Source organism: Bradyrhizobium sp. USDA3010 (genome assembly GCF_056429065.1).
In genome coordinates, this window is the sequence record NZ_JBWJZD010000024.1 from 21,986 (window position 1) to 47,116 (window position 25,131).

21 protein-coding genes are annotated in these 25,131 nt (G+C 64.5%); 5 read left to right on the top strand and 16 right to left on the bottom strand.

Annotated features, from left to right (window positions below):
- The first annotated feature begins 312 nt into the window (after positions 1–312).
- Positions 313–1,443 carry a GNAT family N-acetyltransferase gene (locus AC066Y_RS29425; RefSeq protein WP_478276920.1) on the top strand — a complete coding sequence of 377 codons (1,131 nt, stop codon included), beginning with the start codon at positions 313–315 and terminating at the stop codon, positions 1,441–1,443.
- A 129-nt stretch (positions 1,444–1,572) separates the two neighbouring features.
- Here the strand turns inward: AC066Y_RS29425 and AC066Y_RS29430 are convergent, their stop codons facing one another.
- On the bottom strand, positions 1,573–2,793 hold the full coding sequence (locus tag AC066Y_RS29430) for an FAD-dependent monooxygenase (protein WP_478276921.1): 1,221 nt from the start codon (positions 2,791–2,793) through the stop codon (positions 1,573–1,575).
- Positions 2,794–3,304: 511 nt separating this feature from the next.
- On the opposite strand from AC066Y_RS29430, the gene AC066Y_RS29435 reads away from it, so the two are divergent.
- Positions 3,305–4,630, top strand: a complete 1,326-nt coding sequence (locus AC066Y_RS29435; protein ID WP_478276922.1) for a lipopolysaccharide biosynthesis protein — start codon at positions 3,305–3,307, stop codon at positions 4,628–4,630.
- A gap of 90 nt (positions 4,631–4,720) precedes the next feature.
- Here the strand turns inward: AC066Y_RS29435 and AC066Y_RS29440 are convergent, their stop codons facing one another.
- Positions 4,721–6,826, bottom strand: coding sequence for a GumC family protein (locus AC066Y_RS29440; protein WP_478276923.1), 2,106 nt, complete (start codon positions 6,824–6,826; stop codon positions 4,721–4,723).
- A gap of 166 nt (positions 6,827–6,992) precedes the next feature.
- On the opposite strand from AC066Y_RS29440, the gene AC066Y_RS29445 reads away from it, so the two are divergent.
- Positions 6,993–8,294, top strand: a complete 1,302-nt coding sequence (locus AC066Y_RS29445) for a glycosyltransferase family 4 protein (protein ID WP_478276924.1) — start codon at positions 6,993–6,995, stop codon at positions 8,292–8,294.
- 15 nt (positions 8,295–8,309) lie between these two features.
- Positions 8,310–9,866, top strand: a complete 1,557-nt coding sequence (locus AC066Y_RS29450; protein ID WP_478276925.1) for a glucosamine inositolphosphorylceramide transferase family protein — start codon at positions 8,310–8,312, stop codon at positions 9,864–9,866.
- Between the two features lie 29 nt (positions 9,867–9,895).
- Here the strand turns inward: AC066Y_RS29450 and AC066Y_RS29455 are convergent, their stop codons facing one another.
- From AC066Y_RS29455 to AC066Y_RS29510, 12 genes are all read right to left on the bottom strand, one after another.
- Positions 9,896–11,098: an ABC transporter substrate-binding protein gene (locus AC066Y_RS29455; RefSeq protein WP_478276926.1), complete on the bottom strand. Its 1,203-nt coding sequence runs from the start codon at positions 11,096–11,098 to the stop codon at positions 9,896–9,898.
- Positions 11,099–11,153: 55 nt separating this feature from the next.
- On the bottom strand, positions 11,154–11,855 hold the full coding sequence (locus AC066Y_RS29460) for an SDR family NAD(P)-dependent oxidoreductase (RefSeq protein ID WP_478276927.1): 702 nt from the start codon (positions 11,853–11,855) through the stop codon (positions 11,154–11,156).
- Positions 11,856–11,894: 39 nt separating this feature from the next.
- Complete coding sequence (locus AC066Y_RS29465; protein WP_478276928.1) at positions 11,895–12,701, bottom strand: glutathione S-transferase family protein; 807 nt, start codon at positions 12,699–12,701, stop codon at positions 11,895–11,897.
- A 26-nt stretch (positions 12,702–12,727) separates the two neighbouring features.
- A complete protein-coding gene (locus AC066Y_RS29470; RefSeq protein ID WP_478276929.1) occupies positions 12,728–13,888 on the bottom strand; it encodes an iron-containing alcohol dehydrogenase in 1,161 nt (386 codons plus the stop codon).
- Positions 13,889–13,928: 40 nt separating this feature from the next.
- Entirely contained in the window at positions 13,929–14,702 is a 774-nt protein-coding gene (locus tag AC066Y_RS29475) for an enoyl-CoA hydratase-related protein (RefSeq protein ID WP_478276930.1), read from the bottom strand.
- An 11-nt stretch (positions 14,703–14,713) separates the two neighbouring features.
- The gene (locus tag AC066Y_RS29480) at positions 14,714–15,724 is read right to left on the bottom strand and encodes an NAD(P)H-dependent flavin oxidoreductase (protein WP_478276931.1); all 1,011 of its coding nucleotides are present in this window, start codon (positions 15,722–15,724) and stop codon (positions 14,714–14,716) included.
- A 21-nt stretch (positions 15,725–15,745) separates the two neighbouring features.
- Positions 15,746–16,933, bottom strand: coding sequence for an acetyl-CoA C-acyltransferase (locus AC066Y_RS29485; RefSeq protein ID WP_478276932.1), 1,188 nt, complete (start codon positions 16,931–16,933; stop codon positions 15,746–15,748).
- A 15-nt stretch (positions 16,934–16,948) separates the two neighbouring features.
- The gene (locus AC066Y_RS29490; protein ID WP_478276933.1) at positions 16,949–18,079 is read right to left on the bottom strand and encodes an acyl-CoA dehydrogenase family protein; all 1,131 of its coding nucleotides are present in this window, start codon (positions 18,077–18,079) and stop codon (positions 16,949–16,951) included.
- A gap of 71 nt (positions 18,080–18,150) precedes the next feature.
- A complete protein-coding gene (locus AC066Y_RS29495) occupies positions 18,151–19,332 on the bottom strand; it encodes an acyl-CoA dehydrogenase family protein (protein WP_478276934.1) in 1,182 nt (393 codons plus the stop codon).
- 12 nt (positions 19,333–19,344) lie between these two features.
- Complete coding sequence (locus tag AC066Y_RS29500) at positions 19,345–20,082, bottom strand: SDR family oxidoreductase (protein ID WP_092116714.1); 738 nt, start codon at positions 20,080–20,082, stop codon at positions 19,345–19,347.
- A 51-nt stretch (positions 20,083–20,133) separates the two neighbouring features.
- Positions 20,134–21,681, bottom strand: coding sequence for a class I adenylate-forming enzyme family protein (locus tag AC066Y_RS29505; protein WP_478276935.1), 1,548 nt, complete (start codon positions 21,679–21,681; stop codon positions 20,134–20,136).
- A 53-nt stretch (positions 21,682–21,734) separates the two neighbouring features.
- Entirely contained in the window at positions 21,735–22,373 is a 639-nt protein-coding gene (locus tag AC066Y_RS29510) for a 2-hydroxychromene-2-carboxylate isomerase (RefSeq protein WP_092116716.1), read from the bottom strand.
- 208 nt (positions 22,374–22,581) lie between these two features.
- Here AC066Y_RS29510 and AC066Y_RS29515 point away from each other — a divergent pair, with 208 nt between their 5' ends.
- On the top strand, positions 22,582–23,094 hold the full coding sequence (locus AC066Y_RS29515) for a winged helix-turn-helix transcriptional regulator (RefSeq protein WP_176529401.1): 513 nt from the start codon (positions 22,582–22,584) through the stop codon (positions 23,092–23,094).
- Between the two features lie 13 nt (positions 23,095–23,107).
- Here the strand turns inward: AC066Y_RS29515 and AC066Y_RS29520 are convergent, their stop codons facing one another.
- Positions 23,108–23,983: a PhzF family phenazine biosynthesis protein gene (locus AC066Y_RS29520; RefSeq protein WP_478276936.1), complete on the bottom strand. Its 876-nt coding sequence runs from the start codon at positions 23,981–23,983 to the stop codon at positions 23,108–23,110.
- A gap of 26 nt (positions 23,984–24,009) precedes the next feature.
- Positions 24,010–25,053, bottom strand: a complete 1,044-nt coding sequence (locus tag AC066Y_RS29525) for an alpha/beta fold hydrolase (protein WP_478276937.1) — start codon at positions 25,051–25,053, stop codon at positions 24,010–24,012.
- Between the last annotated feature and the right edge of the window lie 78 nt (positions 25,054–25,131).

Below are 25,131 nucleotides of genomic sequence, written 5' to 3' on the forward strand. Positions count from 1 at the left end.
TGTTAGTCAACATTTCAGCAGGGGCTCCAGTGCTTACGTGCACCTAACTGCAATATCCGGTCCAGATGGATGCGATATCACGCGGCAGCGTGACGTGAGACGGACCGTAAGGGATGGTTAACGATGCCGGCGCTGGGCGGAGCGACAGCATCACACAAGGCCGGCGACGCTTGAGCAGCAACACTGCGCAAAGGTCGAGGGACTACATTAATACAAATCGTAATCTCCCGGTGCCCGAGATCATCAGCCTTTGCTATAAGGAGATCACGGCGGCTCGACCGGCGCTTTGAAAACCCGTTTGTTTGGTTTCACATGAATAAGAATGATGACGCGTTCGATGTTTGCATCGACGACGCATTCGACTTCCTGTCTGACGAATACGCGACATTGTTCGAAGGCTCGGACGCGACCGCCTTCCAGCATCCGCTGTGGCTCGACAGCCTCTATCGCAAGCTCGCTCCCGCGGCGGCAGCGAAGCCGCTGGTCGTCGTCGTCCGTCATCGCACCAACAAGGCGCTTGCGGCCGTGTTGCCGCTGCTCCGCGTGCGGCGCGGCCCGATGCGCACGGTCGAATTCGCGGACCTTCGCGTGTCCGACTATTTGTCGCCGGTCTGCGCCGCCAAGACATTCGCCGACCTGCTGCAGGACCGGCAGGCCTGCGAGCAGCTTCGCAAACTGGTCCGGCCATTCGACCTGCTGCGCATTCCCAAGCTGCTCGATGCCAGGATGCCGATCGAGAATTTGCTCGGGGCGCCGCACCGCAGCCTGATGGATACCAATGCCTATGCGACAGTCCTGTCCGCGCCGTTCGAGCAATGGGAGCTCAATGCGCTCGGAAAATCCTATCAGAAGGAACTGGCAAAGAAATGGCGCCAGATCCACAAGAAGGGCACGCTCACCTTCGCATGCTGCAACGACAGCGCTTCCATCGGCGAAGCCATGGACGTGATGAGGAAGTTTCGCGGCCCGCGTTTCCAGGCACACGGCGACGGTGACCTGCTGCAGCGTCCGGAATATTTCGATTTCTACTCGAGCGTGGCGCTTCGCGGCATGGGCTCGTTTACCCGGCTCTACGCCATGAAGATGGATGGCGAGGTCATCGCCACCGCCCTTGGGCTGGCTCACCGCGGCAGCCTGCTCGTCGTCATGACGGCTTTCGACATCGAGGGATACAAGAGCCAGTCGATCGGCGCGCTCACATTCGAGAGTGTTGCCAAGGACTGCATCGAGCGCGGAGACCGGGTGCTGGATTTCACCATCGGTGACGAACCCTACAAGATGCAGTTCGGAGGCCAGCCCACGCCGATGTCGAGCGTGACGCAGGCCGGCAGCGCGGCCGGATCGCTTGCACTGTTTGCGCTGAAGCAGGCGCCCTGGATCAAGCAGGCCGCCAAGCGGGTGACCGACCTCAGGCCGGTCCGCACCTCGACCGGCACGCGGTAAGGCCGCCTGGGAAAAGCCTTACTGCCGCCTAAGGCGCGATGAGATTAGGTTGAATCGTCATCGCGCATTAGTTCTTTGCTTGAACATGATCTTTTCGGAAAACCGCTTCGCACTTTTCCGGATCATGCTCTAGCGGAGCGCGCTACGAACGCGCATGACCCATCCCGGATGAATCCGGTCCACCTGATGCGTGATCATGCGGCGCAGGAAGTGCAGCTTCCGCTGCATGGTCCAGCGTACATCAGTGTTGGAGGTCAAAGCCTGGCGGAAGCGCGCCAGTTGCAGTGAATGCCGGTCGGCGGCGAGCTTGTCGCGATCGGAATAGAACTGCGCAATCTTCTCCGTGCCCATGCCGTCGGTCTCGAGCCAGCGCGGCACATATTCGGTGCAGAGACGCTCGACATCCACCAGCAGGCGGCTCACGCCGGTACCGGCCGCGGGACAGTTGGTCTGGTAGGCATCGCCGATCAGCACGACGCCCGGCTGCAGATGGCCCTCGGTCACGGACAGGTCCATGACCCAGTTGTGCACCTGGCCGACGATCTGGAAATCGCCAAGGTAGCGCTCCAGTCCCGGCATCAGACGGAGCAGCGTCCGCCTGGTGTCGCGGCGCAGCTCGCGCATGATCGGATCGGTCGGGTCGCGGAACATGAACAGGTTCGCGCGCATGCCGCCCGACATCGGAAACAGGCTGAGATAGTCGACGCCGTCAGCCGCCTGCTTGCCGTAGCAGGTCAGCGCGTCGAAGCCGAATGGCGCGTTACCCGGCCGCGCGATCGTGAAGCCGAACGTCACCGAGTGGCGCGCGGCGATCATCTGCCGGCGCATTCCGAGATTGTAGCCAAGCGCGCCCGCCATGCCGGTCGCCAGAACGACCAGGCGTGAGACGACGCGTTTTCCGGAGGCCAGTGTCAGTTGCTGACGATCCTCGCTGCAGCTGACATTGGTTACCTGGTCGAGCAGGAAGCTCGACGCGTCAGGCGTCAGGCCGCGGGCCATGTCGACGAGGTTGGCATAGGAAACCCCGTAGGACCGGCCGACGCCGATATCGACCAGTCTGCCGTCCCTGATGTTGAGCACCCGGTCATAGGACGAGGCGACGGCCTCGACATCGTCGATGAAGCCCAGGCGGCGGAAGATATCGATCTGCCTTCCGGCGATCTTTTCGACGCGGAATTCATCCGGCGGGATCGAGCGCTTGTCGATCAGGACGACCCGATACCCGGCACGCGTGAGGACGGCCCTCGCGAGCGAGCCCGCCAAACCGGCGCCTACAATGGCAATTTCCGCTTCGATCGCTTCAGCCTCGCAGGTTGCGATCGGCTGGGTCATGCTTTCCTCGGCAATCATCTTTGTCCGCTCCGACGGCTAATTGGCTACGGAACTGCAATTTCCTTGCCTGCCCTGCCGCCGCGCAGATCGGACGCGACGAGTTCCATGATTGAGGTTAACGACAACGCCCCCACTGCGATCAGCCCCTTCCCGGCACATGGCTTGCAGCCACAGCGGTCATGAAACCGACGTTTTGGGCGCTCCACAGCAGGCTGGCTGGGCAATTGCGCGGCCGTGGCGCTTCGACGAGTACCGTTGACGCGCTAACGCGGCTTCAACCGGCGCAGTCCACGCTGTCGAACCGGGGGCCGGGCGAAAATTCCAATCTGCGCCGTTTGGACACAGCGAGGACGGCAGCGTTCCAGAATGGAGCAGCGCGACATATTGGCCGACTGCGTGCGCCCGGGAGCCGGTTGGAAGGAACGGAATCTTAGCAAGAGAACATTAACACTCCTGATCTCACCGATTGCTAGGGTCAGCAGCCTGACAGGATATTGAGACGTCGCTTGTGATTGCCTCTGTTCTTCAAATGCTACGGCGCGATGTCACGCGCGGCGTTGCCGGGACCATCCTCCTCAAGGTTGGCAGCGGCGGACTCGCGTTCGCCCTGTTTTCGCTGGCGGCGCGGACGATGACGCCTGACGCGTTCGGAGACTTCGCAACCTTGCTCTCCGTCGCCCAGATCGCCGCGGTCGTGGGCCTGGTCGGCCAGGAGCTGCTGCTGGTTCGCTTCCTCAATGAGTACGAGGTGCGCGGCCAGGCCGAGTTGACCAAGGGCGTGCTGCTGTCGAGCCTGAAGTACTCGGCGATCGGGATGCTGATCTCGATCGCCGCGATCGCCGCGGTGGCAGGCATTCGCGGCGAATGGTGGCTCTTGATTCTCTCGGTCTCGGCGTTCACCGCCGTCAATGCCGGGCTGATGCTCGGCAGCCAGATCGCACGATCGCTGGTCAGCATCCTGATGGGCGAAGGCAATCGCGAATTCTTCTGGCGGGTTGCCGTCGTCCTGGTCCTGATCGCGGCGCTGTTCGGCCACCGCCAGCTCACCCCCGCCGAACTGTTCGCCGCGATGACGGTCGCGATGGCGTTGGGGCTGGTCGTGCAGATCGTGTCGATCGTGCGCGTGCTGCCGAACCTGCGCGCGGTCACGGCGCGCTTCGAGACGTCGCGCTGGAACCGCAGCGCGTTCCGCTTCTGGCTCGCCTCGATTCTCGAAGCGGCGAACCAGTATTTCGACGTCATCCTGGTCTACTGGATGCTGGATCCGGCCACTGCGGGCGTCTATTTCGCCGCCTCGCGTCTGGCGAACATCTTCGCGATGCTTTCCGCCGCGCTCTACACGTTCGGCGCACGCCGGCTGCCGTCGCTGTATTTCAGCAAGAATCACCGCGAGCTCGAGCATACGCTGAAGCTGATGGCCGAGGTGACCGCGCTCTGCGTGCTCAGCGGGCTCGTCATCGTCTGGGTCGGCGCTCCCTACCTGCTCGGCTTGTTCGGACCGCATTTTGCCGCGCAGCAGTGGGTGTTGATCGTGCTCGCGATCGGAACGGCCTTCCAGGCGGCGGGCGGGCCGTCCGCCGCGGTCCTGCAGCTGACGGGGCATGAGCGCGATTATGTTCCGGTGGTCGCCGCCAACGTGGCGTTGCGACTGGTCGGGTTTGTCGTGCTGATCCCCTGGCTCGGCGTGCTCGGGGCGGCGATCTCGGCGACGGTTTCCCTGGTGCTCGCCACCGTCGCGCTCAATGTGCTGTGCCGCCGGCGAACCGGCGTCGACCCGTCAATCCTGGTGCTGTCGCATCTCGCGTCGTCGAAGGCCGGCGCTTACGCCGTCCGCGTTGCGGATGGCAAGGACTAGAGCGCTTTCAAGCGAAAGCCTGTCCCGCACTTGATGCGGGATGGACGCCGGTTCGCGTGACGAAAACGCGTCAAACGCGAATCTAGACCTTCAGCTTGCCAATCCCAGGGCTTCGCGCTCAGGGTTGCTGACCGCGGCATTGGCCGCCACGCGATTGACGACGAGCGCAATCGGGACCGAACCGAACCTGGACAGATCGGCCCGCGCCTTGCCGATCGCAGCCGGGTTGGCGGCGCCCTCTCGAACCACGAGGATCACGAGGTCAGCTTGGGCGGCCAGCGCGACCGCGGCCGGCTGCATGGCAAGCGACGATGCGTCGACGATGATCAGGCCGAAATCGGCACGAATGTCGTCCTGCGGATAGGGCGGCGCCTTGCTGCTGGCGCCCAGCAGTTCGACGACCGACGGCAGATTGGCCTTGACGGTCCCCGCGCCTTGCGGCGGCGCGGCTTCGGCGCGGCTGGTTTCCATCTCGATCAGGACGCTGAGCATCCCGTTCTTGACGGCGGACCGGTTGAGCGACCGTGCGACGGTGCTGCCGCCCGCACCGGTCTCGACCGACAGCAGCAGCGCCACCTTGCCGTGCTCACCCGGAAGCTGCTCGATGTTCTCGATCAGCAACTGAAGATGCGGACTGAGATCGGGCTCGGCCGCCGTCGAAATCGGGGTCTGCCAGACGCTCCTGACGGCATCTGACGACACCATGTTCGGAATGCGGGCCAGCACCGGCAATCCCGGCGGCAACGCAGATTGCGGCGCGGCCGGTGTCGGTGCGGGCGCATCGGCGCGGCGAAGCGGCGCAATGCTTTTGATGGGGAGCTGCTTCAGATCCAGACCGGGCACGGCGACGATCGCCGTCGACGTCAACAGCGAGACGATCGCGAGCGCGACGAGCAACAGAGGAAGCGGCGGAAGCGTCGAACGCACCGGCGGCGTCGCGGGCGATGCCACCTTGGTCTGCGAGTTCTGAAGACCGCGCTGCTCGTCGGTCGTCCTGTAGCGCGACAGGAACTGCTCGTAGATATTCTTGTTGGCATCGGCATCGCGCTGCAATTCCTGCAGCTTGACGAGCGCTTGGCCATCGACAAGGATCTGCTGCTCGGCCGCCTTCAGCTGGTCTTCGAGCGCCTTCTGCTGGTCGCGCTGCGCCTCGTATTCCGACTTCGCGGTGTCGATGTTCTTCTTGCGCTCGATCTCGATCTGCCGGTTGAGATCGCTCAACTGGCTGAGCGCCATCACGAGGTCGGGATGACGATCGCCGAGCACCCCGCGCTTCTGCGCAATCTGGTCGTTGAGCGCGGAGCGCTGGGCGCGCAGCGCGCTCAGCAGGTCCTGCTTGACCGGCCCGTCGACATTGGCCTTCAGGTCGCGTTGCAGCTGCTCATAGCGCGACTTGGCCTCCTCGGCACGGGCGCGCGCCGCGGCAACCTGCTGCGTCAGGTCGGTGACGCGCAATTGCTGCGTGGTGGATTCCTTGCCGGCGTTGACGATCCGGTGCTCGAGCTTGAACTTGGCGACGGCATCTTCCGACGACCGCAGCCGGTCGTTCAATGTCTTCAGCCGGCTCTTCAGCCAGTCGGCGGCCTCGTCGGTTGCCACGCTGCGCGTCCCGCGCTGGCTGGCGACGAACGCCTCGGCCACCGCATTGGCGTAGTACGCCGCGCGCTGCGGACTGTTGGACGTGAACTTGATGGCGATAACATAGGTTAGTCCGCGCCTTGAGATATCAAGCCGGTTGCGAAACCGGTCGAGCAGACGCGTCGTGTCGGTCTTGCCGCCGGAGATGTCGTTGTCCTCGGCGACCTTGAGCTGATCGATCAGCGGCCCGAGAAATCCATCGGACTTGGCGATCTCGACGTAGCTTTGCAGCGCTGCGGCATCTTGACCGATGCCGGGCAGGACGTCCTGATCGGCGGTGACGCGCTGCTCGCGCGGGTCGACGACGACAAGCGCCGTGGCGGCGTAACGCGCCGGGATCAACATCAACAGGATGATACCGACCGCGAAGATGACCGCGGCCAGCATTAGAATGCGTTGACCCTTCTCGCGAAAAAAAGCCAACACGCCCGGAATGCTAAGCACGCCCTTGGTGGTTTCCGCCGAAGATTGGCCAGCCGGCATGCCGGCAGTTTCCCACGACGCTGCGGGTTCCGTGGCTTCGGAACGTCTCGGGCCTATCCGGCTACCGAACTTCATGGGTTCTGACTCGAATTCAACTGACAGTACTGCTCCAACGTAAATATCTATGGTTAATCGCCGGTTACCCCCTCTTCGCGTTGCCGTAACCAATTAGTTAACGAGCCGGCTGTACCCTATCTGTGAGATAATAGCTCTCGATTGCCGACACATGTCTGATTGCTAAATGAGCAGTAACCTCAACACGCGCCACTCGATGCACGAGCGCGCTTCGCGTGATAGCTACGCGCGCAAAAATGAAGGGGCCGAATCCGCCCCTTCGACCGGTGAGGAATCCGTGCTCCAGCACACGCCAGGCACAGAATTGCGCGAGGCATCGACCGCATCACGCGATCGACCGCACGAGAGCAAGCGAAAGCTGCGTGTTGTCCTGGTGCAGACCCAGGCCGAGAACGCCGGCGCGCAGGAGATCTCGCGGCTGCTCGGCGCCGGCCTCACCGCACGCGGCTACGACGTCGCCAACCTGTTCTTCTTCCGCAAATCGGATTCCTTCGACGAGCCGCCCAATACGTTCTATTGCGCGCAGACCCGTCCGGGAAATCCGGTGGCCTTGCTGCGCATGCTGTGGGCGCTCGCCGGTCATCTCAGGACCATCAAGCCCGATGTCGTCCTGACTTTCCAGCACTTCGGCAATGTGATCGGCGGAGGCGTGTCGCGCCTCGTCAGCCGCGCCCCCGTGATCGCCAACCAGGTATCCTCGGCGCTGTCGATGAGCATGCCGGTGCGCGCGGCCGACATCATCATGGGCTCTACCGGTTTCTTCCACTGCATCACACTGAACTCGCGGGACATGGAGCGCGAATATGCGCGCTATCCGGCTCCGTATCGATCGCGCATGAAGCACGTCCCGCACGGCTTCGATGACAAGTCGCACAGCCTGCCGAAGGACGTTGCGCGGCAACAGTTCAAGCTGCCGCCGGATCGCACCCTGCTCGGCTGCGCGGCACGGCTGCACCCGCACAAGCGGCTCGATGCGGCCATTCGCCTGCTGGCTGCCGATCCATCCTGGCACCTTGCGCTCGCCGGCCAGGGCGCGGATGAAGGGCGGCTGAGAGCCCTGGCGGACGAGCTTGATGTCTCGGACCGGGTGCACTTCATCGGCGAGATTGCACCGCGCCAGATGGCCGATTTTCTGGCCTGCCTCGACGTCTTCGTATTCCCCACGCAGGCCGAAACCTTCGGCCTTGCCGCGGTCGAAGCCGCCAGCGCCGGCATTCCCTGCGTCGTCAACGACCTCCCCGTGCTGCGCGAGGTGCTGTCCTACCAGGGACAGCCTGCCGCGGTATTCGTTGACGCTTCGAACGAGGCCGAATTCTCGGCCGCCGTATCGATGGTCCTGACAGATCGTGTGTTGAGCGACCAGCTGCGGCAAAGCGCCGTGGGCCTGAAGTCGCGTTATTCGTTGGATGCCATGATAGAGGAATACGTCCGCATTCTCGGCGATGCCGTGGGAGCGGACGCGCACTAGGAAGTTGGGCTGGCCATGATTATCGAGTTTCGCTGCGACCGCGCGCAGCCGCGGCTCTGGATGTGCCGCGAGTCGTTGCGCGTCAACGATCAGGATATTCCCGTTCAAATCGCCTGGACCACGACGCCGGAGCCTCGACCCGCCGGCCTCGACATGCTGTTCGAGCTCGAGCGCATCATCCTGCGCAGGGGCAAGACCAGCGAGGCAGACCGGCTGAATGCGAATCCGGAGTGTCCGCGCGCCGGCAAGCCCGACGTGGTGGTCGACTTCACCACTGCCGCACGGGATCCGGACTGCTCCGCCAAGCTCTATCTCCGTCCGCGATTCAACGGGCACGCGGGGGAGAGTGCGCTACTCTCGGCCGTTCTCGCCGGCGATCTGCCGGTGATCGAAATCGTCAATGAGCTCGACGGCTCGGTGATGGACCGCGGCCATCCCTCGGCGGAAACCGCGGCCGGCCTGAGCGGCGGGCTCGAAACGGTGATGGCACGCACGCTGTCGATGCTGCCGCCGATACTGTCAGGAGCTCCGCGGCTGGTGCCGCAATTGGCCGCTCCGGCGAATGGCAGCGCACCGCGAAATCCCGCGCCCTTTATCCTGCGCGGCGTGGCGACTTCGATCGCGAAGGAGATCTATCGCCTGTGCTGCTACGCGCCGCATTGGCATGTCGGCTGGCGCTTCGCCGGGAATACGGATACCTGGCGCACCGGCGACCTGTCGGGACCTGCCTGGAACGTGCTCGGCGATCCCGGCAACCACTTCTATGCCGATCCTTTCCCGGTGCAATGGCAGGGCAGGACCTTCGTGTTCTTCGAGGACCTCGACCATCGGACCGGCAAGGGCATCATTTCCGCGATCGAATTCGACGGCAGCGGGCCGATCGGCACGGTGATGCCGGTGCTCGAAGAGCCCTGGCATCTGTCCTACCCGTTCCTGATCGAGGATGGCGGCGAACTCTGGATGATCCCGGAAAGCACCGCGCATCGCGACGTTCCGATCTACAAATGCATCCGCTTTCCGGACAAGTGGGAGCGGCACTCAACGCTGCTGTCCGGCCTCGAACTTGCCGACGTGACCATCACGCAGCATAACGGCCTGCACTACATGTTCGGGGCCTGGCGCGACGGCACCGGCGGCTATTCCGACACGCTGGCGATCTACTACGCCGGGCAATTGCTCGGCCCCTGGCAACCGCACGCGGCCAATCCGATCCTGATGGATCGCGCGACCACGCGGCCGGCCGGAAACTTCGTGACCGTCGATGGAAAGCTGTGGCGGCCGGTGCAGGACTGCACCAACGGATACGGCGCGGCGCTCGGACTTGCGGAGGTGCTCGAGCTGTCGCCGACGACCTACAAGCAGGCCGTCCGGCATCTGCTCAAGCCCGGGCCGCAATGGACCGGGCGCAAGCTCCACACGCTCAACCGGTGCGGCCAGCTCGAGGTGATCGACGGCTCGCGGGTGCAGCCGAAGACCACGGCGTTCCTGGCGAGCCTGCGATCGGGCGGCCAATCATCGCAATGGGGTTGGCATAACACGCTGGCGAAGCCGATCGCACGACGGCTCCTCTAGCACGACGCGTTAGTCATCCTTGCGACGGCTCAGTTCGGCTCGGCGCTCAGCACGCCGCCGAACTGCTCCCAGGAGCTCCCTGTCCAGCGCTGCAGCTGAAGCTGCGTATAGGCCATGCTGTTGTCGGGCCCAGTGTTGACCGTGATGCCCGGCATCAGCGTCGGCAGCACAAGCCCCTTGATGCTGCGCGCCTGCTTCACGATGTTCTCGCGCGACAGGTCGTCGCCGCACTGCTTCAGCATCTGCTCCAGGATCTGGCCCTGCTGGGTCCCGAACAGATAGTTGCTGTCGCCGATATCGGCACCCGGAAGATACTTCTCGAAGTGGGCGCGATACCATTTGATGCCGGGATCGTCAGCCCACCTCTTGTCGTTCGGATCCTTCGCGATGGTCGCCACGACGACGCCGACCGCCTTGTCCGCGCCAGCCGGCACGATGGTCGAGGACACCGAGCTCGACACGTAATTCACGATGGTGAGCGGCGTCCAGCCGATCTCGCTTGCCTTCTTGATCGCTTGCGCGGCGAATTTCGGCGTGCCGGCGATCAGGAATGCCTGGGCCCCCGACGCCTTCAGCGTCACCACGCGGGATTCGATCGTAGGCTCGGTGACCTCATAGGGAGACGTCACCACCTTCCTGTCGAACTCGCCCTTCAGGGTTTCCTTGAACGCGGCCACGAAGTCACGGCCGAGATCGTCGTTCTGGTAGAGGATCGCGATCTTCGCGTCGGGCGCCGTCTGGGCAATGTATTTGGCGTAGATCTTTCCTTCGGTGTTGTAGCTCGGCAGCCCGGTGGTCGTCAGCGGAAACTCGGCGAAGTTCGCAAACTTGGTCACACCGCTGACGACGAAGAGGTGCGGCACCTTCTTCGCGGTCACGTATTTGATGGTTGCGCCGATGCCGGGCGTCCCCAGCGGGCTGAACAGGAACGCCACCTCGTCGCTCTCGATCAGCTTGCGGGTCTGCTCCACCGCCTTGGGCGGCGAATAGGCATCGTCATAGGTGATGAGGTTGATCTTGCGGCCATTGATGCCGCCGCGATCATTGATGGAATGGACGTAGGCGATGAGGCCCTTGCCGGTATTGCTGAGCGGGGATGCCGGGCCGCTGAACGGGAATGTCGCCCCGATCCTGATTTCCGATTCCGAGACGCCGGGCGTTTCCGCGCGGACCACAGTAGCGGCAACGGCCGCGAGTATCGCAATGGACACAGCAAACGTTTTCAACGACATGAACTCCCCCTGAACTCTTATGAATTGACCGGCTGTTGCGAGCGCCGCGCGGCGCCTACCAGGCTTCGCCGAACGGCCTGATCTCGACGTTGAACGACCACGCGCTGCGGTCCTGATGGGCAACGTGCCAGACCTCGTCCGCAATCGCCTGCGGCTTGATGAAGAAGTCGTCCGGCCGCTCCGGCCAGCGCTTCCGCGTCCATTCCAGATCGATCACCGCGTCGATCACGAGATAGGCGACGTGGACGCCCTGCGGCCCGAGGTCGCGCGCCATTGCCTCGGCCAGAATGCGCTGCGCCGCCTTGGTCGGCGCGAACCCCGCGAAACCGGCCTTGCCGCGCAATGCCGAGGTGTTGCCGGTCGCGACGATGGCGCCCTTGCCGGCGCTGATCATCGCCGGAGCAAACCGCCGCGCCAGGTACAACAGGCCCATCGTGTTGACCTGGAAGTTGCGATTGAGAATCTGCGGATCGATCTCGCGGAAGGTACCGAACGCGCCGCCGACGGCGTTGTGGATCACGACACTGGGATGGCCGAGATCGCGCTCCACGGCCGACGCGACCGTTTCGACCTGCACCGGATCGGACACATCGCATCGATAGGCCTTGGCGCCCGGCAACTGCTTCTCAAGCGCGGCGAGGCGCTCCTCGTTCCTGGCGAGAAGCGCGACCCGATAGCCGCCTTCGGCGAACCTCAGGGCGAGCGCCGAACCGGTGCCGGGCCCAACGCCGGATATCAGACAGACAGGTGCGGTCATGCAGTCAATCCTCCGCGTTGCAGCCAGTTGTTCTCGAGATCAGGCGGCCGCCTTCGATAGCAGCTTCTCGACGTAGGGCTTGAGGTCCGGCCTGACATGCTCGTGCTCGACCAGCCGGGCAAAGTGAGTAAACATCAGCGGATATTCGTCCCGTACGCCGGGATGCAATATCTTCTCCAGCCTCTGCTTGCGCAGTTGCTCGGTCCGTCCGTGCTCGTTCATGAACAGCGCGAGCTCGGCGGCAAGGCAGATGTCGGCGATCGAGATGTCGTTCCCGACCAGCGCCTCCCGCCGCGGCGACAATGCCTGCTCAATCCCCGAGGCATAGATCGCGAACGCGTCCTTGGCGCGGGCATGAATGGCCGCATCGACCGTGCCGCCCGACAGCGCGAGCAGGTAGATCTGCGTGTCCCGCGCAAACACCAGGCTGACGTCGAGAAAGCTGTCGATCCTGGACGCCTCGTAGGCGTCACGTCCGTAGAGCGGGAACTTCGCCTCGCCGAGCCGCGCCACGGCCCGCATGATGCTGTTCGATTCGAAGATTCCGACCTTGCCGTCGGCGCCGAACGCGGCCGGCACATTGCCGAACGGTTGCGCTTCCATGAACGCATCGGTCTTGAAGAGCTGCGCGCCGGTCAGTCCGACCCGGCCGGTTCGCGCGAGCGAAGCAAGCCCAGCGCGCTCCTGCTCGGCCAGCGGACGGGCATCGTAGTCCCACAGCCAGTCGCGCAATTCCTTGCCGGAGGCGCCTCTGACCTCGACGTCGACGCCGCAGAACCGCGCTGCAATGGTTGCCTTCCAAACCCGCGGGTTCGGCAGATAGGAGAAGATGCGCAAGGCGGCCATGATGGGCTGCTCCGTGTGCTGTTGCCTCAGGCGGCCAGCTTCAGGATCTTGACGACGTCGCCGGGCTCGCGGATCGGCTGCGGGTTGGTGCGGGTGAAGATCGACAGCATGGCGTTCCGGCCGATCAGCTCGAAGCGGTCTTCACCGACGCCGACATCGGCCAGCCGCCGCGGCAGGCCGAGCTCCGCGATGAAGCCGGCGAACGCTTCGCTTGCGTCGCGGCCGGGCGCACCGAGCGCGGCGGCGATCGCTTGCTGGGCCGTTTCCGTCGCGGGACGGTTGTAGCGCAGCACGCTCGGCATCATCACTGCCGTGCAGAAATAATGCGGGACGTCGCAGGTGCCGCCGAGCACATGGCCGATGGCGTGGCTCGCGCCCATCGGCACCCGCGACTGCAGTCCGAAAGCCGACAGCCACGAGCCCAGCTGGCAGCTCAGCCGCGCCGCCTCGTCGCCGGGATTGGCCTTGGTGCGCAGCAGGCCGTCATGCAGATAGCGCAGTCCCTGCTGGCACACCGCGTCGACCAGCACGTTGGGCCGGCTCGAGCAGATCGCCTCGATGCCGTGATCCATCGCGCGCGTGCCGGAGCCGAGCCAAAGCTTCTCCGGCGTATATTTGGTGATCGCGGGATCGAGGATGATGCTGCGCGGCATCATCATCGGGTGATTGAATATCTGCTTGAGCTTGCGGCCGGTGTCGGTGACCAGCGCGCCGGAATTGTACTCGCCGCCCGAAAGCGTGCTGGGAATCGCGATCATCCGAACCTTTGGCGTGCGGAACGGTCCGAACCGGCGGTCCGGCGTGGTCTCGAAGCCGTCGAGCCCCGCCGGTTCGAAGATCGCGTGCTCCATGCACATCAGCACGATCTTCGCCGCGTCGACCACCGAGCCGCCGCCGATCGCGACGACGAGGTCCGCCCTGGCTTCGCTCGCCTGTCGCGCGATCTGGGTCACGACATCCCGCGTCGTGTGCTGCGGCACGCCGTCGAAGGTCGCGGCATGACGATCGCCGAGCGCTTTGCGGATTTTCTCGATTTCGTCGGTCGTGGTGTTCAGCGTCCGGCTGGCGATCAGGTAGACGCGGTTCGCGCCCAGCCGTTCGGCCTCCTCGCGCAGCGCTTCGGCTGCCGGCTTGCCGTAGATCACGGATTCCATGCTGGGATATTGATGGCTGCCGACGACGCGCATGCTTTTCGCTCCCTCGATGTGTCCGTGAGTTAGCTGCCGGTCAGGCCGACAGCTTGGTGAAGTCAGGCTGGCGCCGTTCGGCGAACGCGGCAAAGGCCTCGCGTGCTTCCGGTGTCGTCAATCGCTCCTTGAACAACACGCCCTCCTCGGCGATCTGCGCCGCGATCCGCTGCTGCTCGCGCATCAGCTGCTTGGTCATGCTGAGCGAACCGGCCGGCCGCTTGGTCAGCGCTACCGCCGCGTCATGCGCCTTCTTGCGCAGATCGGCCTGCGGCACCACGGCATTGGCGAGGCCGGATGCCAGCGCGTCCGCCGCGTCCATCGGCTCGCCGAGCGCAAACATCGCATAGGCGCGCGCATGCCCGATCCTTAAGGGAAGCAGCCAGCTCGACGCGGCTTCCGGTACCAGAGCGAGATTGACGAAAGGCGTGATCAGCCGCGCGGTCTCGGCGAGATAGACCAGGTCGCAATGCAGCAGCATGGTGGTGCCGACGCCGACTGCATTGCCCTGCACGGCTGCGACCAGCGGCTTGCCGACCTTGCTGATGGTCTCGATGAAGCGATGCGCCGGGCTATCGACCACGCTCTCGCCGCGCGCCTGGCTCGCGAAGTCGGCCAGGTCGTTGCCCGCGGTAAAGCTGTCGCCGTCGCCCTGGAACAGGATCACGCGGATGGCTGGATCCGCCTCGGCCTGCTTCAGCGCGTTCGACATGGCGTCATACATGGCGCCGGTCAGCGCGTTCTTCTTCTCGGGCCGTTGCAGGGTCAGCGTCATGACGCCGGCAGCGATTTCGACTTTGACATGCTCGGTCATGGCACTCTCCGTCAGGCGACCGCGCGGGCCGCCGTGGTTTCAAACTTGCCGTCGAGGAAGCCGGTCAGCCGCTGCCGGATGATCTGCTCGGCCTCGGTCATGATGCGGTCGATCAGCTCCTTGACGGTCGGGATGTCGTGGATCAGGCCGACCACCATGCCGCAGCTCCACGCACCGGCATCCATCTCGCCGTCGATCATCACCTTCGGGTAGACGCCGGCGACCTGCTCGTGGATGTCCTCGATCTTCAGCCTGGCGCCCTTCTCGCGCTCGATCTCGAGCAGCTCATCGACGCCCTTGTTCTTCAGCACGCGCTCGGTGTTGCGCAGCGCGCGCATCACCAGGCGGGTGTCGAGCTCGTCGGCATCGAGCAGCGCCTGCTTTACATTGGCATGCACCGGCGCTTCCTTGGTCGCGATGAAGCGCGTGCCCATGTTCATGCCGGCAGCGCCCATCGACAGCGCGGCGACGAGGCTGCGCGCATCGGCCATGCCGCCCGAGGCCACAAACGGGATTGTCAGCTCGTCCGCCGCACGCGGCAGCAGGATCATGTTCGGGATGTCGTCCTCGCCGGGATGGCCGCCGCATTCGAAGCCGTCGACGCTGACCGCGTCGCAGCCGATCTTCTCGGCCTTCAGCGAATGCCGCACCGAGGTGCATTTGTGGATCACCTTGATGCCGGCAGCCTTCAGCGCCGGCATATACTGTTCCGGGCTGCGGCCCGCGGTCTCCACCGCCTTGACGCCGCCCTCGCGGATAGCAGCGATATACTCGGGATAGGGCGGCGCGGTGAAGCTCGGCAGGAAGGTGAGATTCACGCCGATCGGCTTGTCGGTCATGTCGCGGCAGCGCGCGATCTCCTTCGCCAGCAGCTCCGGCGTCCGCTGGGTCAGGCCGGTGATGATGCCGAGGCCGCCGGCGTTGGACACCGCAGCCGCCATCTCGGCGAAGCCGACATAGTGCATGCCGCCCTGGATGATCGGATGCTGGATACCGAACAGTTCAGTGATTGCTGTCTTCACAAATTTCTCCCGCGTTTCCGATCAGTGGACGATTTCGAACAGGCCCGCCGCGCCCATGCCGCCGCCGATGCACATGGTCACCACGCCGTATTTGGCCTTGCGCCGCCGGCCCTCGATCAGGAGGTGGCCGGTGAGCCGCGCCCCGGTCATGCCATAGGGATGGCCGATCGCGATCGAGCCGCCATTGACGTTGAGCTTGTCCGGATCGATGCCGAGCTTGTCGCGGCAATAGATCACCTGCACGGCATAGGCCTCGTTGAGCTCCCAGAGATCGATGTCGTCGATCTTCAAATTGTGCCGCTTCAACAGCCGCGGGATCGCCGCGACCGGGCCGACACCCATCTCGTCCGGCTCGACGCCGGCGGCGACGAAGCCGCGGAAGATGCCGAGCGGCTTCAGCCCCTTCTGCGCGGCGATCTTGTCGCTCATGATCACGCAGGCCGACGCACCGTCGGAGAGCTGGCTGGCGTTGCCGGCGCTGATGGTCTTGCCCTCGAACACCGGCTTGATCTTGGCGAGCCCGTCCGCCGTGGTGTCGGGTCGCGGGCCTTCATCCTTCGCCAGCGTGGTCTGCTGGAAGCTGACTTCCTTGGTGTCCTTGTTCACCACAGCCATCCTGGTCGTGATCGGAACGATCTCGTCGTTGAAGCGGCCGCCCTGCAGCGCGGCGCCGACGCGGCGCTGGCACTCCAGGCTATATTCATCCTGCTTGTCGCGACCGATCCCGTAGCGTTCGGCGACGACCTCGGCCGTCTCCAGCATCGACATGTACATCTCGGGCTTCATCGCCATCAGCTCGTCATCGACAACGTGGAACCTGTTCATGTGCTCGTTCTGCACCAGGCTGATCGACTCGATGCCGCCGCCAATCGCGATCTCGACGCCGTCGAGCATGACCGAACGCGCAGCGACCGCGATCGCCTGCAGGCCGGAGGCGCATTGCCGGTCGATGGTGGTGCCGGCAACCGTAACCGGAAGTCCAGCCCGGATCGCGCCCTTGCGCGCGACATTCATCACCATGGTGCCCTGCTGCATGGCGCAGCCCATCACCACGTCCTCGACCTCGCCGGGCGCGATGCCGGCGCGCTTGACGGCTTCGGCCATCACGTGGCCGGCAAGGGTGGGGCCGTCGGTGTTGTTGAGCGCGCCGCGATAGGCCTTGCCGACGCCGGTGCGCGCGGTGGAAACGATGACTGCATCCTGTGACATGCTTGCCTCTCTGGCTTATGCGACCGCGTCGAGCTGCGCGAAACGCAGCACGTGATAGGCGGGATCGCCGAACTGGACGTTGATGGAGGAAATCCGCTTGAAGTAGTGGCCGACATTGAGCTCGTCGGTCATGCCCATGCCGCCGTGCAGCTGCACCGCTTGATCCGCCACGAACTTGCCGGCATAGCCGATCTTGGACTTGGCACCCGAAGCGAGCCGGGAGACGCCGGCCTCGTCGTCGCTGAGACTGAGGCTGAGATGCTGCATCAGGGACAGCGCTTCCTGATGCGCGATGAACATGTCGACCATCCGGTGCTGCAGCACCTGGAAGCTGCCGATCGTGACGCCGAACTGCTTGCGCGTCTTGGAGTAGTTCAACGTCGCGTCGTTCAGCTCGCCGATCGCGCCGACCGCCTCGGCACAGAGTGCGCCGATGGCCCGGTTGCGGCAGGCCTCCAGCGCGGCGACGCCCTCGCCTTCCCGGCCGAGCAATTCTCCGCGTACGCCGCGCAGGCTGATCTCGGCCGCCCGGCGGCCATCGATCGTCCTGAAGCTCTGCAGATCGAGGTTGGCGGCGCGGCGATCGACCACGAACAGGCTTACGCCGCCGCGGTCGTGGCGATGGCCCGAGGTGCGGGCGGAGACGATCAGATAATCCGCCCAGGGTGCGGCCAGCACCGCCGTCTTCTCGCCGGTCAGGACGTAGTCGTTGCCGTCGCGGCGTGCTGTCGTGGTGACCGTGGCAAGATCGAAGCGCGAGCCCCTCTCGGTCCACGCCAATGCCCACAGCTTCGATCCAGCGATGATGTCGGCAATGTAAGCCTGCTTCTTCGCGTCAGAGCCTGCCTGGTCAAGCAAGCCACCGGCGACGACAACAGTCTCGACGAACGGCTCGACCACAAGATGGCGGCCGAACTCCTGCATGATGATCATGGTCGACAGCGGCCCGCCGCCGAGCCCGCCGGCGGCTTCCGAGAATGGCGCGGCGAGCAGGCCAAGCTCGGCGAACTCGGCCCAATGCTTGCGGCTGAAGCCGTCCTCGCTCGCGACGATCTTGCGGCGCGCGTCGAAATCATACCGGTCGCGCAGCAGCCGCTGCACGCTGGACCGCAACAATTCCTGCTCTTCCGTGAACTGGATATCCATCCGATCCTCTCGTACCGCTGCTACTAGAGCGCAATGCGATGCGCTCCAGGTCTTCGTTTGAGCATCACGCCCTAGAGACCAAGCACCGCCTTGGCGATGATGTTGCGCTGGATTTCGTTCGATCCGCCGTAGATCGAGAGCTTGCGCGAATTGAGGTATTTCTCCGACGCCGTGTGGCCGTAGTCCGGACCCGGCATGAAGCGGTTGGCGCTGACCGGATGCTCGCGGATCGCAAGGCCGTCATTGCCGATCGCCCGATGGGTCAGCTCGGTGATGTCCTGGAATATCTCGGTGCCGCGGATCTTGAATAGCGAGGCCGCCGGCCCCGGATCGATCCCACGCGCCATCTGGGCGACGACGCGAAGCTCAGTCGCCTCCAGCGCCAGCACGTCGAGCTCGACGCGGGCGATGTCCCTGATGAATTCGAGATGCGCCGGATCGTCTTCCGGGATCTCGGCCTTCACGATCTTCTTCAGCCGCGCGATGTAGCGCGTCGAGCGGCCGATGCCGGCCATGCTGGTGCGCTCGTTGCCGAGCAAGAATTTCGCGTAGGTCCAGCCCTTGTTCTCCTCACCGATCAGATTCTCGACCGGAACGCGGACATCCTCCAGGAAGACATCGTTGACCTCGTGCGTGCCGTCGATGGTGATGATCGGACGGACGGTGACGCCCGGCGATTTTATGTCGATCAGCAGGAATGATATCCCGGATTGCGGTTTCGCCGTGGGATCGGTGCGGACCAGGCAGAAGATCCAGTCGGCGTGCTGCGCGAGCGTCGTCCAGGTCTTGTGGCCGTTGACGATGTAGTGGTCGCCGTCGCGCACCGCCTTGGTACGAACGGTGGCGAGGTCGGAGCCGGAGCCCGGCTCCGAATAGCCCTGGCACCACCAATCCTCGCCGGACAGGATGCGCGGCAAGAACTTCGCCTTCTGCGCCGCGTTGCCGAACGTATAGATGACGGGGCCGACCATGGTGACGCTGAAAGCCAGCGGCGGCATCGTGCCGGCGCGCGTCGTCTCCTGCTCGAAGATGAAGCGGCGGGTGATCGACCAGCCGGGCCCGCCATATTCCTTGGGCCAGAGCGGCGCGATCCATCCCTTGTTGTGCAGGATGCGATGCCACAGCAGCATCTGCTCCTTGGAGAGATCGGTCTCCGGATTGGGGACGCGCATCTCCGCCGGATAATTGTCCTTGATGAAGGCGCGGACTTCGTCGCGAAACGCCGCGTCTTCAGGGGATAGCGCGAGCTCCATCTGTGATGCTCCCTACCACTTCTCGCCGAAGGGCCGGATTTCCAGCTCGAAGGTCCAGGCACTCTTCGGCTGCTGGTAGAGCTGCCAGTAGGACGTCGCGACCGAAGCCGGTGGCATCAAAAGATCGGGATTGTCGAGCGCGTTCGGGCCGAGCGCCTCGATGCGACGCTGCCGCACCCATTCGGTGTCGACGCCGGAATCGATGATCAGATGCGCGACGTGGATGTTCTTCGGTCCGAGCTCGCGCGCCATCGCCTGCGCCACGGCGCGCAGGCCGAACTTGGCGCTGGCAAAGGCGGCATAACCGCTGCCGCCGCGCAGCGACGCGGTCGCGCCGGTGAAGAAAATATTGCCCTCTCCACGCGCCGTCATCAGCCGCGCCGCCTCACGCCCCGCGAGGAAACCCGAGTAGCAGGCCATCTCCCAGACCTTGCGGAACACGCGCTCGGTGGTCTCCAGAATCGGGAAATTGACATTGGCACCGATGTTGAAGATGCAGACCTCCAGCGGCGCATGCTTGTCGGCGTCGTTGAGGAAGGAGATGATCTCCTCCTCCTTGCGCGCATCGAGTGAGCGCGCATGGATCTCGCCGCCGGCGGCCTCGATCTCCTTGACCAGCGGCGCGAGCTTGTCGCCGTTGCGGCGGCCGGCGAAGACCGTGAAGCCTTCGGAGGCGAACTTCTTGGCGATCTCTCCGCCGATGAAATCACCGGCACCAATGACGGCGACCGTCTTGTTTCTCTTCTGCATGGTGTACTCCGGTCTTGTTTGAGTGAACTGGCTTGCGGCGGCGGCTCAGCCTCAGCTGCGCAGGGACTCCGCGAGCTTGTGCTTCAGGAGCTTGCCCGTCGATGTCGCAGGCAGCGCGTCCATCAGGATAATCTCGGATGGACGCTTGTACGAGGTGAGTTGCGGCGCAATATGGGCCATCAGGTCCTGCACGGTGGTGGTCGACCCCTTGATCAGCTGCACAAACGCAATGACCTCCTCATTGCCCTCGACCGGCCGGCCGACCACGGCGCACTGCACCACGGCGTCGTGCGTGCTCAGCACCGCCTCGATCTCGGCCGGATAGACGTTGAACCCGGAGCGGATGATCATCTCCTTGGTGCGCCCGACGATGTACAGGACGTCATTCTCGAAGCGGGCCAGGTCGCCGGTGTTGAACCAGCCGTCGGGGTCGATCGCCTTGGCGGTCAGATCAGGCGCGCGGTAATAGCCGCGCATCACGTTAGGGCCGCGAACATGCAGCTCGCCGACTTCGCCCGGTGCAACCGGCTTCAGGTCGCGGCCGACCAGTTTTGCCTCGAGGCCCGGCATCACGGTGCCGACCGCGTGGTCGGCCCGCGGGTTGTCGGGCCGGACGCCGGAGATGCCGGGCGAGCATTCGGTGATGCCATAGCCGTTGAGCAGCGGCAGCCCGAGCTCCTGCTCGACCCGGGATTTGAGATCGAGATCGAGCGGCGCGCCGGCCACCGAGATCACGCGCAGCCGGCCGCGATCGAGCTTCGGCAGGCCGGCGTTGCGCCGGTATTCGAGCAGACGCTGATAGGTGGCGGGCACGCCGTTCAGGATCGTGATGCCCTCCTCGGCCATCGCCCTGACCAGCGCGGCCGGATCGTACTTGGCGACCAGGCGCACGGTGGCGCCGACCATCAGGGTCATTGTCAGCAGCGAGATGCCGACGATATGCGAGATCGGCAGCACGCAATATTGCACGTCGTCGGCCGCCATCTTGCGGAAGCCCGCGGTGCCCCGGGCGCTGAACAGCAGATTGCGATGGGTCAGCATCACGCCCTTCGGCGCACCGGTGGTGCCGGACGTGTAGATCAGGACCGCGACCTGGTTTGCGCCGTCGGGCTCGACCGGCTCGGCCGTGGTCGCTAAGTTCAGGCCGGTGACGGCAACGCCGCGAAGCGGGCCGACATCCTGAATGGCAGCCTCATAGCGCGCGGCATGCGCGGCTGCCTCTTGCGAGACGTCAGCAGTCAGCAGCACGCGGCGGGCGCCGCTGTGATCCCTGATCTGATCCAGCTCCCGCGGCGACAGCCGCGGATTGACCACGATTGACCAGACATCAAGCCGGCTCGCCGCCAGCAGCAGGCAGGCCAGCGGAATCGAATTCTCGCTGACGATCATCATGCGGTCGCCGGCGCGGATGCCGAGCGCCTGCAATGCGCCTGCGACGCGATCGACCGCCTGATCGAGCTCGCGATAGGTCAGCCGCATCTTGTCGTCGATCAGCGCCGGATGATTTGGCGTCGCCACGACGTAGTGATTGATCACCTCGTGGATGCGGTTCGGCAAGCCTTCCACACTTCCTTCGATAATCTGGATCGGCGCCTGCACTGAAACCTCCCTGTCGCAGCCCTTCGGGCTTGTTGTGTTGAGGACTTTCCCGCTCAGGCGGTCTTGCGCTGCCCCGCAGCCAGCTGCGCGACGATCTCTTCCTCGACTTCGCGCACCTTGTCCTTGCCGAAGAAGATCTCGTTGCCGACATAGAACGTCGGCGATCCGAACGAACCGCGCGCGACCGCGTCGCTGGTGTTGTCGATCAGTTTCTTCTTGACGTCATCCTGTTGGGCGCGGGCGATGAGACGATCGATGTCGATACCCGAGGACAGGAATGCCTCGCGGAAGACCTGCGGGTCGTCCATCTTCTTGGGTTCAACCCACATGTGGTTGTAGGCCGCCCGGAAATAGGGCTCAAACACGCCCTCGAACTGCGCGGCCACCGCGCCGCGCATCAAGGCCAGCGTGTTCACCGGAAAGAACGGGTTCATGGTGAACTTCGTGACGTTGTGGCGACGCAGGAAGCGCTCCGTCTCGAGCGCGTTGTATTCGGGCTTGTTCTTGATCCCGCGCAGCGACTCGCCGGGCGACATGTTGCCGGTCGCCTTGTAGACGCCGCCGAGCAGCACCGGGATGTAGTCGAACTTGACGCCGGTGCGCTTCTCGATCCCAGGCAGCGCGAGTTCGGCGAGATAGGCGTTGGGGCTTCCGAAATCGAAATGGAATTCGACCTTGAGCGGAGCAGCCATGGAACGCCCTTCCCTTCGATGGGCGGCAGTCGCCTGTTGCCGCCGGTTGATCGTGGTTCGGACCATAAGTTCTATTTTAGAACTGTCAATATGATATTTGTCATCCAATGACCGTGCGGCAGCAACCACGTAGGCATCCTATTGAAATGACGTCAGTTCTGTTTTAGAATTTTATGTGCGATGCCGTCGCAGATCGCAGGAGACGCCGATGAAATGGGATACCCTCGAGGAGGAGCCGTGCTCGCTGGCCCGCACCGTCGCTGTGATCGGCGACCGCTGGAGCCTGTTGATCCTGCGCGAATGCTTCCTGCGCATCCGACGGTTCGATGACTTCCAGGCATCGCTCGGGATCACACGGCATCTGCTCGCCGACCGGCTGAAGAAGCTGGTGCGCTTCGGCGTGCTGCGCAAGATCCCCTACCAGGAGGCACCGAAGCGCTACGAATACATCCTGACGCAGAAGGGTCTCGACCTCTATCCGATCATCATGTCGATCGTGCACTGGGGCAACGTCCACATGGTCGATGCGCGCGGCCGGCCGTTGCTGCACGAACACAAGACCTGCGGGAAGATGTTCGACCCTGTCATGGTCTGCTCGGAATGCGGCGAGCCGCTGAGCGCGAAGGCGGTCCATGTGCATCCGGGCCCCGGTGCTCGGAAATCGTCGCCGGTGCACGCCAGCGCGCGAGAGCGCGCCAAGCGCGCCGCGGAATCGACCTAGACATCAGCTCGCATCAGTGTGACGGCGCGGCCATCAGCACGACATTGCCGCCGAGCAGGCAACCGACAGGACGGCCGCCGGCGAAGCCGATGCGGACGCGAATCTCCGACAGGCGCCCCATCGCCCTGCCCTGCAGGATGCGAATCTCCGCGTCGTTCGGCGCGACCAGGCCGCTGTCGAGCAGGCCGAATGCGAGCGCCGCGGCCGCGATGCCGGTTGCGGCATCCTCGCGATAGCCGGACGAGCGCGGGAATTGCCGCGCCTCGAACAGACGCGCCTCGCGGTCGATCACCGCGAACGGGTAGAGCCCGGTCGATCCAATCCGGCCGCAGACCGCTTCGACCGCCTCGGCCGCGGGATCCAGCGCATTCAACGCCTCGGGAGAGCGCATCGGGATCAACGTCTTGATCCGCGATGTGACCGCATTGCAGGGCGTCGCCCGGCCGATCGCATCCGGCCCGACCGCGAGCGCCCGCAGCACGTCTTCGCGTTGCGCATCGGTGAGCGGAACGGTCTTCCCCACGGGCTGGGTGATCTCGACGCTGGGCTCGCCGTTGCGATCCCGGCTGATGAAGCCGGTGACGGGGCCGCTGCGCGTCGAGATCCGGACCGTATCGCCCGGCAGCTTTCCATGGCGCGCCAGCAGCCAGAGCGCACCGATGGTCGCGTGGCCGCACATCTCCATTTCGTGGTTCGGAACGAAGAAGCGGAACGTGGCGTCGAAATCGTCACTCTGTGCCGGCAACACGAAGCCGGACTCGTGACCATGACGGCGCGCAACGTCCTGCATCTCGGACGCGCTCATGCCGCTCGCATCGACCACGATCGGACAGGGATTGCCGCCCTGCCCATCCACGGTGAACACGCTGACCAATTCGGCTGTCGTCATGATGTCGTCCGCTTGTCCCACCGTTGCTACTTGACCAGCGCCGCGCCGGTTTCCGGATGCTGCAGCCAGCCGAGCAGCGCGTCGTGGAAGCGCGCCGGCGCCTGGATCTGCGGCGAATGGCCGAGGTCGGGGAATTCGATCAGCTGTGCGTGCGGGATCCGCTTCGCGGCCTCCTTGCCCAGCACCGGATAATTGCCGAGCGTCTTGCGGATCTCGGGCGGCGCGGTGTCCTTGCCGATCGCGGTGGTGTCCTTGTCGCCGACAAACAGCAGCGTCGGCGGCTTGATCTGCTCGAATTCGTAGAACACCGGCTGGGTCGCGATCATGTCGTAGAGCCGCGCCGAGCTCGACGCCACGGCGGCGCGGCCCTCCCCGCGATACATGCCGGCCAGCATCTGCACCCAGGTCTCGTAGGACGGATCCCAGGTGTCGGCGTAGTAGGTGGCGCGCTCATAGGCGCGGATGCTGTCCGCGGTGACGCGCGTCTCGCGCTGCATCCAGCCGTCGAGGCTGAGCCACGGCACGCCCTTGGCCTTCCAGTCCTCCAGCCCGATCGGATCGACCAGCACCAGGCGGTCGGTGGCGTCCGGATACATCAGCGCGTAGCGCATCGCCAGCATGCCGCCGGTCGAGTGGCCGACCATGATCGCGTGTTCAATCCCAAGCGAAGCCAGCAGCGCACGGCTGTTGCCGGCGAGCTGCTGGAAGGTGAACTGATAGCGTTCCGGCTTAGAGGATTTGCAGAACCCGATCTGGTCCATCGCGATCACGCGATAGCCGGCGCCGCTGAGCGCCTTGATGGTGCCGTCCCAGGTCGCGGCACAGAAATTCTTGCCGTGCAGCAGCACCGCGGTCTGCCCGTTCGGCGTCGCCGGCTTGACGTCGAGATAGGCCATGTCGAGCTCCTGCCCCTGCGAGCTGAAGCGATAGTGCTCCAGCGGGTAGGGATAGTCGAAACCCTGCAACTCCGGTCCATAGGCCGGTTCGGCGGCGGATTGCGCGGATGCGTTGGACGAACCGAGCGCGACGGTCGCAGCGACGGCAAGACGAAACATGGATTTCAGGTGCATCTCGGCAAATCCAGACTCAAGGACGACTTCGTGATGCCGTAGCCGAACGGTCGGGCGCCATCCAGCGGCCGACCGATG